Annotated in this window: 12 protein-coding genes; 3 read left to right on the top strand and 9 right to left on the bottom strand. The window is 31.6% G+C overall.

Annotation, left to right across the window (positions count from 1 at the left end):
* Positions 1-4: 4 nt before the first annotated feature.
* The 5 genes from HNV08_RS12565 to HNV08_RS12545 all read right to left on the bottom strand — a co-directional run bounded on the left by HNV08_RS12565 (position 5) and on the right by HNV08_RS12545 (position 6,003).
* Positions 5-1,969 (bottom strand): tetratricopeptide repeat-containing sensor histidine kinase, encoded by a 1,965-nt coding sequence (locus HNV08_RS12565; protein WP_173281676.1) that lies wholly within the window; start codon positions 1,967-1,969, stop codon positions 5-7.
* Positions 1,970-2,349: 380 nt separating this feature from the next.
* Positions 2,350-3,624 carry a hypothetical protein gene (locus HNV08_RS12560; RefSeq protein WP_173281675.1) on the bottom strand — a complete coding sequence of 425 codons (1,275 nt, stop codon included), beginning with the start codon at positions 3,622-3,624 and terminating at the stop codon, positions 2,350-2,352.
* A 135-nt stretch (positions 3,625-3,759) separates the two neighbouring features.
* A complete protein-coding gene (locus HNV08_RS12555; protein WP_173281674.1) occupies positions 3,760-4,737 on the bottom strand; it encodes an FAD:protein FMN transferase in 978 nt (325 codons plus the stop codon).
* 1 nt (position 4,738) lies between these two features.
* Positions 4,739-5,116, bottom strand: coding sequence for a Na(+)-translocating NADH-quinone reductase subunit F (locus HNV08_RS12550; protein ID WP_173281673.1), 378 nt, complete (start codon positions 5,114-5,116; stop codon positions 4,739-4,741).
* Between the two features lie 20 nt (positions 5,117-5,136).
* Positions 5,137-6,003: a DUF4846 domain-containing protein gene (locus HNV08_RS12545; RefSeq protein WP_173281672.1), complete on the bottom strand. Its 867-nt coding sequence runs from the start codon at positions 6,001-6,003 to the stop codon at positions 5,137-5,139.
* A gap of 67 nt (positions 6,004-6,070) precedes the next feature.
* Here HNV08_RS12545 and HNV08_RS12540 point away from each other — a divergent pair, with 67 nt between their 5' ends.
* A complete protein-coding gene (locus HNV08_RS12540; RefSeq protein WP_194242014.1) occupies positions 6,071-6,448 on the top strand; it encodes a cupin domain-containing protein in 378 nt (125 codons plus the stop codon).
* 306 nt (positions 6,449-6,754) lie between these two features.
* Positions 6,755-9,298, top strand: a complete 2,544-nt coding sequence (locus tag HNV08_RS12535) for a T9SS type B sorting domain-containing protein (RefSeq protein ID WP_173281671.1) — start codon at positions 6,755-6,757, stop codon at positions 9,296-9,298.
* A gap of 94 nt (positions 9,299-9,392) precedes the next feature.
* Here the strand turns inward: HNV08_RS12535 and HNV08_RS12530 are convergent, their stop codons facing one another.
* A complete protein-coding gene (locus HNV08_RS12530) occupies positions 9,393-9,674 on the bottom strand; it encodes a DUF4846 domain-containing protein (RefSeq protein ID WP_173281670.1) in 282 nt (93 codons plus the stop codon).
* A 67-nt stretch (positions 9,675-9,741) separates the two neighbouring features.
* Between HNV08_RS12530 and HNV08_RS12525 the strand changes: the two genes are divergently transcribed.
* Positions 9,742-10,113, top strand: coding sequence for a cupin domain-containing protein (locus HNV08_RS12525; RefSeq protein ID WP_194242013.1), 372 nt, complete (start codon positions 9,742-9,744; stop codon positions 10,111-10,113).
* A gap of 84 nt (positions 10,114-10,197) precedes the next feature.
* Here the strand turns inward: HNV08_RS12525 and nqrF are convergent, their stop codons facing one another.
* The 3 genes from nqrF to HNV08_RS12510 all read right to left on the bottom strand — a co-directional run bounded on the left by nqrF (position 10,198) and on the right by HNV08_RS12510 (position 12,972).
* On the bottom strand, positions 10,198-11,511 hold the full coding sequence (gene nqrF / locus HNV08_RS12520; RefSeq protein WP_173281755.1) for an NADH:ubiquinone reductase (Na(+)-transporting) subunit F: 1,314 nt from the start codon (positions 11,509-11,511) through the stop codon (positions 10,198-10,200).
* 12 nt (positions 11,512-11,523) lie between these two features.
* Complete coding sequence (nqrE, locus tag HNV08_RS12515) at positions 11,524-12,267, bottom strand: NADH:ubiquinone reductase (Na(+)-transporting) subunit E (protein ID WP_173281669.1); 744 nt, start codon at positions 12,265-12,267, stop codon at positions 11,524-11,526.
* A 72-nt stretch (positions 12,268-12,339) separates the two neighbouring features.
* Complete coding sequence (locus tag HNV08_RS12510) at positions 12,340-12,972, bottom strand: NADH:ubiquinone reductase (Na(+)-transporting) subunit D (protein ID WP_173281668.1); 633 nt, start codon at positions 12,970-12,972, stop codon at positions 12,340-12,342.
* Positions 12,973-12,974: the final 2 nt, after the last annotated feature.

Below are 12,974 nucleotides of genomic sequence, written 5' to 3'. Positions count from 1 at the left end.
TAAACTATGTAGTTAATATTGGTATTTGTAAAACAACTTTGGTACCTAGCGGTTCTTGGTTGTTTTTTAAATCGATAATTTCTACGCCTATTTTTCGTTCTTTTCCAAAGTTGAGCAAATCTAAGCGCTGTGTTGTAGCTTTTAATGCAAACGATTTATGTTGATGCTTACGTTTTTGGTTAATCGCTTTAGATTTTTCTCTACCAACACCATTATCTTCAACAATACATTCTATTATTTTTTCTGAAGGTTTAGCTATTGTAATTCGCAACGTTCTATTATCTTTTTTATGAAGTAAACCGTGTTTTAATGCATTTTCTACATAGGGTTGAATAAGCATTGTTGGTATTTTAATGGCTTCAGAATTTGCATTGGCTTCAATATTAAATTTAAAATCTAGAGCGTCTTCAAAACGCAGTTTTTCTAATTCTAAATAGAGTTTTAAATTATGAACTTCTTCTGGTACCGAAATAAAACCAGTATCGCTAAAATGAAGGTAATTACGAATTAAATCGGCAAACTTGCCCAAATAATCGCTTGCTAAATTCTTTTGATTTAAAACAATATAATCTTGAATAGAATTTAGTGCGTTAAATATAAAATGCGGATTCATTTGCGCCTTTAACGCCTTAAGTTCGCTGTCTTTATATTGTTTTTCTAAAGCCAGTCGTTTTTGAGTTTCTTTTAACTCTAAAGTTACTAATTCTGCTTTCTTTTTAGTTTTAAACCTACTGTAATAAAACAAACCTGCTAACAATAATAACCCCGCTATAATTATAGCGCTGTAAAACAAGTTTTTGTTTTTTGTGCTTTCTAGTTGTGATATTTTAAGTTGTTGTTGCGCTATGTTTTTTTCGCGTTCTTTTTTTTCGGTTTGGTAAGCTACTTCAAAATCGGCAATGGCTTTTTGTTTTTCAATACCCAGAATAGAATCGCTAATTTGTTTTTCTTTTAAACTGTATTCTAATGCTTTTTTATAATTTTTGGTTTTGGTATTTAAAGAAGACAGCAACTCATAATTTTTGGCAAGCGAAACTATATTATTTGATGTTTTTAACGACGCATTAGATTGTAACAAATACTGTTCTGCCATTTTATATTTACCCCAACGCAATGCATTTTGCCCTAGGTTGTTGTAATTTGTTTGTATGGCATCTTCACTTTTTAAGGTTTCGTTTAATTTTAAACTTTTTAAGAAATAGCTTTCTGCAGTTTTATAATTGGCTTTTTGCATATACAGATTACCCAAATTATGGTATAAATTAGCCAAACTACGTGGTCGTTTTTCTAAAGTTTCGGCTTCGTGCGCATAATTTAAAGCTTTATCTAGCTCATTAACCTCGGTATGTATGGCTACTAGGTTAATAAGCGTACTGCTTAACATTCTTTTATTTTTTTTTGTAATGGGGTGCTTATAAATTTCTTCTACATAAGTTTTTGCGTTTTCCCAATCTTTTATACTTACATATAAAGCGCCTAAATTATTTTTATTGAAAAGAACATCTCTAGAATGCCCTTTTTTACTTTCAAAAAAAGCTATATTTTTTTTTATAGTTTGAATGGCTAATTCATAATCGCCTTTAGCAATAAAGGCATTTGCCAAAAGGCTTTTGGCCTTGTACTCATCTAAAGTATCTTTTATTACTCTAAATTTATTTATGGCTGTTTTGTAATAGGTAATTGCAGAATCTAGCTCCCCTTTTTTTTCGAAATACATCCCTTTTTGGGCTGTAAATTGTGCTACGTGTTTTTTACTCTTTGCAGATTTTATAGCCTGCTCTACAACAAACAAATGTAATGTTGGATTGGAATTTTTATAAGTAATAGCCGCTTTTCTATATTCTAAATTACGTAAACTATCGTTTGTAATAGAATTAAAATGAAGCAATAAACTATCTTTAACTAATTCTTGAGACGTACATAATATAGGGAAAAGTAAAATTAGGCATCTAAGTAATTTAGGGCTCATGGTTAGTCTATTTAACAGACGACTAATATAAACTAAACGCACTTAGCATTTTTACTTAAACTTCTAAAAAACACATTTTAACTTCTAAATGTCAGATGTATGCATTTATTTAAAATTCATTTTATAACTAAGAAAACAAATGAATAATTAAAAAATAAAAATTATTTTTTCAATTAGTTATCTTTAACAGATATGTTATTCATACGCATGTTTATACAAAATCAAAAAAAGCTGCACCACCCTAACCTGGTACAACTTTTTTTATAATTAAGTATCTATAGTACTTATTCTTTAGAAACAGATTTATTTAATAGGTCACATTAAAATTTAATTTTTTTAAATAAAAATTGTAATATAAATATCGTCCTCAACCATTTAGACTATTCGTTTATAAAATCATCTTGATTTACTAGCGCTTTTTCGCCTAATATTAAATAATCTTTCCCATCTCTACTTTGAATAATATTATAGTTGCCATCTGGCTTTTTAATAAATTTAGAATCCCCTTGATAATTACCAGCTTCATCTTTCATGTTATCGCGCTTAACGCCTTCTGTATCTAACCAAAATCGCTTTCCATCTTCAATTAATTCAAAATAACCGTTGTTAAAACCGCCAAGGAAATTATAATAGCTCACATCATACACTTTACCATCTGATGTGTTTATATAGCCATAACGCTCATTATTTTCATATAACTCATAAAAACCAGCACCTATCTCAGCACCTAAGGTTAGCCACAATTTATTTACACGAATTTGTTCATCCTTAAATTTTTCAATGATATCGTTTTTCTTTAGAGTCTTTAAAAATTCTTTTAAATCAATATCAGCCTTTACAGCTCTACTTTTTAAATCATAAACAAAAGCTTTGTTTACGTTATTAGGATACGTTACCAACATTCCGTTAGCTCTTGGTAACATCACTTTACCATAGTGTTTAGAGCTAGAATTAAACTTAGAGATACTTGGCAATAAAAAACCGTCTTTACTATTACAATGAAAAGCATAAATCTTAGTAGGATTAACTAATTTATCTAGTAATAGATAATAGCCATCATAGGCTATATACTGACTAAAATCTTGTGGTTTTTCTATAACTTCACCAACGTCATTTATAATTCCAAGTTGCCCATCCTTAGAAAAAACAGCTAAGTTGTGCTTGTTAAATGTATAAATACTGTCAATCGCTATATTAAATGCTTTTGACTTAGAATGCCATAATTTATTTAATGAATCGAGTCGTCTTGCTTCTCTATCTTCCTTTAGTCTTTTAGCTTCTAATGCTTTTTGCTCAATAATATAATTATCTATTTCTTCTTGAATGTTAACATATGTTTCTAACATAAAATTATAATCCTCAGTGGTCTTATCTTCTTCTAAATCAAAATACCATTTGGCATAAGAACGGGCTTCAAAAAATTGCTTATGTTCAAAATGTAATAATGTCCCTAGTTTAGCTACACGACTGTTGGGTACACTATCCATATACTTTAGAGCTTTGTTAAAAATCTCTAAAGATCTATCTAAATCAGAATTAATAAACAAGGCTTCTGCTCGTTTTACATAAACATTAGCTATTTCACTATTTGATTGTGAAAACATTGTAATAGGCAAGGTAAAAGCAAGAAGTAAAATTGTAATTTTTGTTTTCATAATTTTTATTAAAACGATGGTATATTACTAAAGGTCAACAAACTACTAAAACTATGAGTGGTTTATTAATTTTTTCGATACCATACCCAATATTAGGGCTGTTATGTAAATTATGTTAAAAAAACTCTGAGAGAATTAAGGAAAACCATTTAAACTCATGGTCTGCAAGTCTTTGTTTTCATCTTCAAAAATGAAGTATACTCTTAATTCTGGATGTGCGTTTAAAAACCATTTAACCTTATCGATTCCCATAGCTTGAAATGCCGTAGCATAGCCATCTGCTGTCATACAATCTGGTGCAATAACTGAAACGCTAAGTATATTCGTTTTTGTAGGATAACCTGTTTTTGTATTAATAATATGAGCGTAACGATTGCCTTTATCATCAATTTTAAATTTCCTGTAGGTGCCAGATGTTGCAAGACTTTCACCTTGTAATGTGATCACCTTAGAGTACGTTTGTTCGCCTTCAAAATTGGGATCATCTATACCTATTGTCCAAGGTTTTTTACTTTCAAAATTTATACCAGCCGTTCTTAAATCACCTCCTATATCTACTAAATAATTTTCAACACCTTTAGCGGCTAAAAAATTAGCAATAACATCTATACCATATCCTTTGGCAATGGCATTAAACTCTAAATAACTATCCTTGTGCTTTTTTAAATGACCTTCTACTATTCCAACCCTATTAAATCCTACAAAGCGCATTAAACGGTCTATGGTTGTACTATCTGTTAAGAATTTGTTCTTTTCTGCACCAAAATTCCATGCATTAACCACATTTCCAATTGTAGGATCAAAAACACCTTCAGTTGCTCTGTAAATGACTTTAGATGCTTTAAATACGGTTTGAAAATGCCGATCTACCTTGGTGATTTCATTTCTATTTAACTTAGAGATATCTGAATCATTGATATAGGTAGACAGCGAACGGTTAACCACATTAAATAAACTATCAATCTGTTTGGTATAGTTTATATTGTCTTCCGAGTAGTACTGGATATTAAAATTGGTACCGAAAATTGGTCCCGAAAGTTTTATGTTTTGAGGTATATCATCAGAGCAAGAACTACATAACAATAGTACAAATAGAAATATGAAGTTTCTCATGTTAATTCAAATTCATTTCAATGACTTGTATACCGTTATATTCAATTAAATACTCTTCATTTAAATGAATTGGCAAATCCTCACCAGCCGGATTTCCTAGTCCTACACCTGCATAAAGCACTTTTGCGTCTTTTTCATAGGCGTGTTTTTTAAACGTTTCCATCCAAACGACATCGTAATTATTTGGATTTTCGGGTAAGATAACAGCCCTTACTATAACAAAGTAATATTGACTATTCTTATCAATACATACAAATTGTGGATGCCTTTTTAATGTACTGTTTATCGCTACAAATTCAAAACCACGTGCTTCTAGGTCCTTGCCAACATGATTCATAGCAAGATTATGTACTTCTTGAGGTGTTAACGGTTTACTCATATAACAAAGATACAAAGTTGCTATTTAAACCTCACAAATTTTGAACTACTAAATGTATAATTAGAAACAGAAACCACAACATCATCTTCCAATTGATACCAAGGTGATATAACATTATCCTCTAGATTTTTTACAAGATGAACACTCTGAGCTGGTGTATTTCCTTGTACTAAGAGAAACAGCTTTTTTCCTTCTTCATTAACCACCTCATCAGCTAAAATCACTATATGACCAGGAGAACCACCTTTAATTAACATATCACCGATCTTTAAATCTTTGGCTTTTACGGACTCTAATTCATTAAAAAGCGATAACGTGCCAGAATACATATAAATTAAGTTTAAGTACTTATAAAAATTGCTTTTACTAAAATCAGCGTTCGCTTTTTTTTGAAACGTTACTTTATTGCCGTTAATTTTTGGACGATAACCTTCTGCATATTTTTGCCAAGAACAATAATGACCAGATGTAAAATTAAATCCGATTTCATCCTTTCTATTGCTATCCCAAAGGTATTCACTTCTCATTCTCATTAAGGCATCTGCGCATTGTTGTAATCCGTTTTTTGGCACTGGGACTTCTAATATCCCAATATGTCCTCCTTGCCAAAAGTATTCGGTATTGTCATAATTGATTATTTTACTTTCAAAAGGTTTTAATGTGTAATTTCTTAGATAGTCTTCAAAGCTTCCTTTAGGATAATTGACGCGTTTATAGTCCTTAGGCGCATTAACGCGTGTAGCAATGGTTAAACTATCCTTATTAATTAAACCTGGCGTTTCTACCACTGCAGCAACCATATCAACAGCTTTTTTTACTGGTTTTAATTGCAACGCTACTGCTGCTATAGTTATCAATGCTACTAAAATGAGTAAACCTTTCTTCATAATTTATACAACGGAATAGTGATAGCATTTGTTATATACATTTTGAATTTATGTAACTTTAGCCACTATGAAATCCAATACTACCATTTCAATTTTCTGTTCACTTATGTTATTCGTTTTAAGTTGTGAAGAAAAAAAGAGTCTACCAGATCCTCTTGAAGCCGGCTGGAATGGTCAAGCCGTTTGCCAAGTCCTCGAAGAGAATGCCGAATTAAGAGTATTAAAATGTACGTTTGAGCCAGGCGTTGGACATGAAAAACATTACCACAATCCTCATTTTGGCTATACCTTAGTTGGCGGAAAATTTAGAATTACTGATAATTCTGGTACTAGAGAAGTTAATGTCCCAACAGGTTATACATTTAGTAAAGATTCTATTTCCTCTCACGAAGTCTTAAATATAGGAGAAACCACTTCTGTATATCTGATTATGGAGTATAAATAGGATATGACTAAAGTTTTCATCACTTCATCGTGTATATAAACAATTAACATTTTCTTATATTTATATTAATTATATTTAAGGTTTACTAAAATCTTTCCTCAAATATAACCTCATATGCCAACATTAATTTTTAATAGTGTTTTGAATTCAAAATTTCTAAAACAAAACCTACTCTACTGTATTGCAATTATTTGTAGCATATCAATTTATGCTCAAAATAATGAAACTAACAATTGGCTATTTGGGGAATATTCTGATGTAAATTTCTCGCAGCCACTTTTACCGCAAACATTAAATTATAGCGCAATGTTATCACCAGCAGGTTGTGCTAGTATTTCAAATAAGAACGGAGACCTACTCTTTTATACGGATAGTGAAAATATTTGGAACAGAAATAATGTTTTAATGAACAATGGAACTGGTCTATTAGGTAATAAAAATGCAGATCAAAATTCCATAATAGTCCCAATTAATAATATTCCTGATCAATATTACGTATTTACAATCGGTGTTGATGGCTTACATTATTCAATTGTCGATATGTCACTAAATAATGGATTAGGGGAAGTAACACTAATGAATATTCCTTTGTTAACCGGCTTAGGCGTAGGAAAAATAACTGGAGTTCATCATAGTGATGGTCAATCTATTTGGATTTTAACCACTAAAAAAAATGATGATGACGTCTACACTTCATTTTACGCATATAAAGTCAATATTGATGGCTCCATTAGCAATCCAATTATTTCCAATAACTTTAATTTTAATGGACAGGTAGAAGGAATTATGAAATTTTCTCCTGACGGTAAAAAAGTTGGAATTACCAATTTTATTGAAGATAGTGTTGTCAACCATCTCTTTTTATCAAACTTTAATAATGAAACTGGTGTTGTTAGTATCCCTATAAATATTTTCACAACCCAAGCTTTATTTGCAATAGTATCAGCATATGGAATAGAATTTTCAAATGACTCAGAAAAGTTATACGTTACTTTAAGACATCAAAACGGGGTTGGAAGTGATCCAACAGTACCATTGAAAACTAATTTACTTGGACAATACAATCTTACTGATTATTCAGCATTAGACGGCGTATTTATTTTAGATTATGAAAGTGGCACTAAAATTCCTGGCAGTTTACAGCTGGCTAAAAATGGTAAAATTTACAGGGCATTGCTTGAGGAAGAAAGTATTGGAATGAATAACATTGGTGTAATAGAAAACCCAAATAAATTAGGTGCTGAAGCGTCTTATAATAATAATGGTGTTGATCTCTCCGTGAATAAATCTCGATTGGGATTACCTAATTTTATTCAATCCTATTTTAGAACTAGAATTATTGAAAAAAATATATGTGAAGATTTTTCAGTAAATTATGAAGTAGATACTTATTCGAATATTTTGAGTGCAGTTTGGAATTTTGGAGATGGAAATACGTCTACAGAAATCTCTCCTAATCATATATATACTAACCCTGGAAGCTATACAATTACTGCAACAATAACTGTAAATGACAGAGAAATAACAACTTCGAAAAAGATCACTGTACATCCTAGACCAAATTTAACAAGTAATCAAGAATTAGTGCAATGTGATAATAATACTGATGGGATATCTGTTTTTAATCTTTTTAACATTCGAGAAAAAATCACTGACCCTGAATTGGAAGAAGAACTCATTTTTTTTGAATCATACCAAGATGCAGAAAATGATCAAAATGCAATCTCAAATCCAGATAACTATACTAATTTAACACCAGACCAAACTATTTATGTCAAGAGTTTAAACAATAATAGTTGCTACTCAATTACTTCATTTATTATTAGAGCTCCTTATGTAGATTTAATTGATTTACCAGATTTTTATACATGTGAAGATTCGGATAGCATAATTGATAATAATATTGGCATGTTTGATATGCTTCATATAAGAAGTGAAATCAGAGAATTTTTAGGGTATTCTAATTCTATAATTTTAGAAATGTATCCTAGCTTATTAGATGCTCAAACTACACAGAATGTAATTAGAGCAACATTAAATTCTACTACTACAACCATTTGGATGAGAGCATATGACAGTGATAATACTTGCATGGGAATTGCCCCTATTAACGTTATTGTTAACCCTATTCCACAAGTATCTTTGTCTGACGAATACGCTTTCTGTCCACATAATCCAATTACGCTTTCAGGTTTAGATTCAAATACTAGATTTGAATGGAGAAATAGTAATGGACAACTGTTGTCTACTTTACAACAATTCACGCCTAATTCAGAAGGAATATACACACATATTGCCTATCAAATGGTAAATGGTATTGAGTGCTCAACAACAAAAACTTTTACTTTGAACCAAATAGTACCACCTAATATTATAGACATTACTACAATATTGAATTACGATAATAACACTGTAACGGTACAACTAGATGCCAACAGCGATGAACAATATGAATATTCTATTGACAATATTAATTATTTCATTAATAATAATGAACATACCTTTTATCACGTCCCATCGGGTGAACACACTATATATGTAAGAGATATTTATGGTTGTGAAGAACCAATTGATCAAAATATATTCCTTATTGGCTACCCTAAATTTATTACTCCCAACAATGATGGAATTAACGATTTTTGGTATATAAAGGGGATTCAAAATTATAACATTAAAACAGCAGAAATTTTCGATAGATATGGAAAATTACTAGCATCGTTAAATGAACAAAATGGCTTTAGATGGGATGGAAATGTAAAAGGTATTAAATTACCAACTAATGATTATTGGTTCAAAGTTGAATATAATAACGGGGAAATTAAAACTGGACATTTTACAGTGAAGCATTGAGGTATTCACTTCTCATTCTCATTAAGGCATCCGCGCATTGTTGTAATCCGTTTTTTGGCACTGGGACTTCTAATATCCCAATATGTCCTCCTTGTCAAAAGTATTCGGTATTGTCATAATTGATTATTTTACTTTCAAAAGGTTTTAATGTGTAATTTCTTAGGTAATCTTCAAAGCTTCCTTTAGGATAATTGACGCGTTTATAGTCCTTAGGCGCATTGACGCGTGTAGCAATGGTTAAACTATCCTTATTAACTAAACCTGGCGTTTCTACCACTGCAGCAACCATATCAACAGCTTTTTTTGCTGGTTTTAATTGCAACGCTACTGCAGCTATAGTTATCAATGCTACTAAAATGAGTAAACCTTTCTTCATAATTTATACAACGGAATAGTGATAGCATTTGTTATATACATTTTGAATTTATGTAACTTTAGCCACTATGAAATCCAATACTACCATTTCAATTTTCTGTTCACTTATGTTATTCGTTTTAAGTTGTGAAGAAAAAAAGAGTCTACCAGATCCTCTTGAAGCAGGCTGGAATGGTCAAGCCGTTTGCCAAGTCCTCGAAGAGAATGAAGAATTAAGAGTATTAAAATGTACGTTTGAACCAGGCGTTGGACATGAAAAACATTACCACAATCCTCATTTTGGCTATACTTTAGTTGGCGGAAAATTTAGAATTACTGATAATTCTGGTACAAGAGAAATTAATGTGCCAACAGGTTATACATTTAGTAAAGACAGTGTAACAACCCATGAGGTACTTAATATTGGTAATACCACTGCAGTGTTTTTAATTACAGAATAAAAATAAAAAAACCAGTACTACTACATTGTACTGGCTTTTTATAAGTCTTGATTTTTGATTATAAAATTATATCGCTATATAATTCTAACCACCAAAGTCATCAAATCTAATATGCTCATCCGGAATTCCGAAATCTTCACCCATTTTCTGAACCGCTTGGTTCATTAAAGGCGGTCCACAAAAATACAATTCGATATCTTCTGGAGCTTCATGCTTAGATAAATATTGATCGATAACAACTTGGTGAATAAATCCTGTAAATCCATCCCCAGACTCATCATTTATATCCTTTTTAAGTTGCCAATTATCAGCTTCCGTAGGATCAGATAACGCAATAAAGAATTTAAAGTTTGGAAAATCTTTTTCTAATGCTCTAAAATAATGGATGTAAAATAATTCTGCTTTAGAACGTCCACCGTACCAATATGTTACTTTACGACCTGTTTTAATCGTTCTAAATAATTGGTATAAATGTGAACGCATTGGAGCCATACCAGCACCACCACCAACGTATAACATTTCTGAATCTGATTCGTTAATGAAGAACTCACCATAAGGTCCAGAAATCGTTACTTTATCTCCAATCTTTTGATTAAATATATATGATGAAGCAACACCTGGATTAACATTCATCCAACCTCCTTTTTCTCTATCGAAAGGCGGTGTCGCCACACGTACATTAAGCATAATTTTTCTTCCTTCTGCAGGATACGAAGCCATTGAATATGCTCTTTCTACAAGCTCTTCATTTTTCATTACTAATGGACGTAAGCCAAACTTATCCCAATCTGCTTCAAACTTATCTGGCTCACCTGGATGGTCTTCTGGATGTGCTGAAATATCCATATCAGCATATTTGATCTCACAATTTGGAATTTCAATCTGAATATATCCTCCAGCTTTGTAATCCATATCTTCAGGAATTTCTACTACAAATTCCTTAATAAATGTAGCCACATTATAATTTGAAACTACTGTAGCTTCCCATTTCTTAATTCCAAAAACCTCTTCTGGAATCGTAATTTCCATATCTTGCTTTACTTTAACCTGACAAGATAAACGCGCTCCATGCGCTAATTCTTTTCTTGTAAAATGCGGGATCTCTGTTGGTAGCGCTTCTCCTCCACCCGATAATACGTGACACTCACATTGTATACACGTTCCTCCACCACCACATGCAGATGGTAAAAATATCTTTTGGCTACCTAGTGTACTTAATAACGTACCACCAGAACCCACTTCTATTTCACGCTCACCATTAATTTTAATGGTTACAGGACCAGAAGGCGACAATTTTTGTTTTACAAATAATAATAAGGCAACCAAGATTAATGTAACAACAAGAAAGGCTGTTACTGTTGCAATTATGGTTCCGACTGTGCTTGCAGCTAATATCATCATACTAATCAATTACTTGTTTGTATTTTCAGCTATTTCTAAATCAGACTTAAGAATAGCTTCTTCTTTTTTAATCTCTTCTTTTATGACTTCTATGGTCGTAGTTGTTGGTTCAGAACTAGGCTTAGCTTCCTCATCTCCACCTGTAAGCATTCCTCCAAAACTCATAAAACCAATGGCCATTAATCCAGTAATAATAAATGTAATTCCCAAACCTCTTAATGCAGGAGGTACATTACTATATCTAATTTTTTCTCTAATAGCCGCAATTGCTAAAATGGCTAAAAACCATCCAATACCAGATCCTACACCATAATTTAAGGCTAAGCCTAAAGATTCAATTTCTCTAGATTGCATAAATAAAGAACCACCTAGTATAGCACAATTAACTGCAATTAAAGGTAAAAATATACCTAATGAATTATATAATGAAGGCGAGAACTTCTCTACCACTATTTCTACCAATTGTACCATGGTTGCAATAGTCGCAATAAACATAATAAAAGATAAAAAGCTTAAATCATATGCTGCGTACTCTTCACCTAACCACGATAATGCGCCTGGTTGTAAAATATATTGATCTAATAACCAGTTTAGCGGTACTGTAATAGCTAATACAAATATTACTGCAGCGCCAAGACCAACGGCTGTAGACACTTTTTTAGATACTGCAAGGTAAGAACACATCCCTAAGAATGTAGCAAATACCATATTATCTATAAATATCGATTTGAAAAATAATTCTAAATGTTCCATATATTTTCTTTGTTTGTTGTTTGTTGTTTGTTGTTAATTTCTTCTCTAACAACTAGCAACTAGCAACCAAATTTAGTCTTCTATTAATGCTTTATTTCTTGTACGTTGAATCCAAATAATAATTCCAACAACAATAAGGGCCATTGGTGATAATAACATAAATCCGTTATTTTCATAGCCTATAGCATATAACCCTGTTTTTTCAATTGGATCTCCTAATACAGGAAAACCTAATAAGGTTCCAGATCCTAATAATTCTCTAAAGAATCCTACAATTATAAGTATTACACCATATCCTAAAGCGTTACCAATACCATCTAAAAAGGATCTCCAAGGACCGTTTCCTAAAGCAAAGGCCTCAAAACGTCCCATAATGATACAGTTAGTAATAATTAAACCTACGAATACAGAAAGTGTTTTACTTAACTCATAAGCAAAAGCTTTTAGTACTAAATCTACAATAATTACTAAGGTTGCAACAACGATAAGCTGCACAATAATTCTAATTTTTGAAGGAATGATGTTACGCATTAAAGAAATAACGACGTTACCAATACCTAATACAAATAGCACTGAAATAGACATCACAATAGATGCTTCTAATTCGGCTGTAATTGCTAGAGCAGAACAGATTCCAAGGACTTGTATTGTAATTGGGTTGTTATCTGCTAATGGGTCTAATATTAATCTACTGTCTTTTCCCATGT

It is taken from the genome of Winogradskyella eckloniae (genome assembly GCF_013249045.1).
In the GTDB taxonomy this organism is placed as follows: Bacteria; Bacteroidota; Bacteroidia; order Flavobacteriales; family Flavobacteriaceae; genus Winogradskyella; species Winogradskyella eckloniae.
The sequence above is the reverse complement of the archived record's forward strand: the minus strand, read 5'-3'. Positions and strand labels throughout refer to the sequence as shown.

Excerpts from the sequence above, each read along its gene's own strand:
- HNV08_RS12530 (WP_173281670.1), bottom strand. The coding sequence starts at position 9,674 with ATGAAGAAAGGTTTACTCATTTTAGTAGCATTGATAACTATAGCTGCA.
- HNV08_RS12555 (WP_173281674.1), bottom strand. The coding sequence starts at position 4,737 with ATGAGAAACTTCATATTTCTATTTGTACTATTGTTATGTAGTTCTTGC.
- HNV08_RS12540 (WP_194242014.1), top strand. The coding sequence starts at position 6,071 with ATGAAATCCAATACTACCATTTCAATTTTCTGTTCACTTATGTTATTC.
- HNV08_RS12535 (WP_173281671.1), top strand. The coding sequence starts at position 6,755 with ATGTTATCACCAGCAGGTTGTGCTAGTATTTCAAATAAGAACGGAGAC.
- HNV08_RS12565 (WP_173281676.1), bottom strand. The coding sequence starts at position 1,969 with ATGAGCCCTAAATTACTTAGATGCCTAATTTTACTTTTCCCTATATTA.
- HNV08_RS12545 (WP_173281672.1), bottom strand. The coding sequence starts at position 6,003 with ATGAAGAAAGGTTTACTCATTTTAGTAGCATTGATAACTATAGCAGCA.
- nqrF (WP_173281755.1), bottom strand. The coding sequence starts at position 11,511 with ATGATATTAGCTGCAAGCACAGTCGGAACCATAATTGCAACAGTAACA.
- HNV08_RS12550 (WP_173281673.1), bottom strand. The coding sequence starts at position 5,116 with ATGAGTAAACCGTTAACACCTCAAGAAGTACATAATCTTGCTATGAAT.
- nqrE (WP_173281669.1), bottom strand. The coding sequence starts at position 12,267 with ATGGAACATTTAGAATTATTTTTCAAATCGATATTTATAGATAATATG.
- HNV08_RS12560 (WP_173281675.1), bottom strand. The coding sequence starts at position 3,624 with ATGAAAACAAAAATTACAATTTTACTTCTTGCTTTTACCTTGCCTATT.
- HNV08_RS12510 (WP_173281668.1), bottom strand. The coding sequence starts at position 12,972 with ATGGGAAAAGACAGTAGATTAATATTAGACCCATTAGCAGATAACAAC.
- HNV08_RS12525 (WP_194242013.1), top strand. The coding sequence starts at position 9,742 with ATGAAATCCAATACTACCATTTCAATTTTCTGTTCACTTATGTTATTC.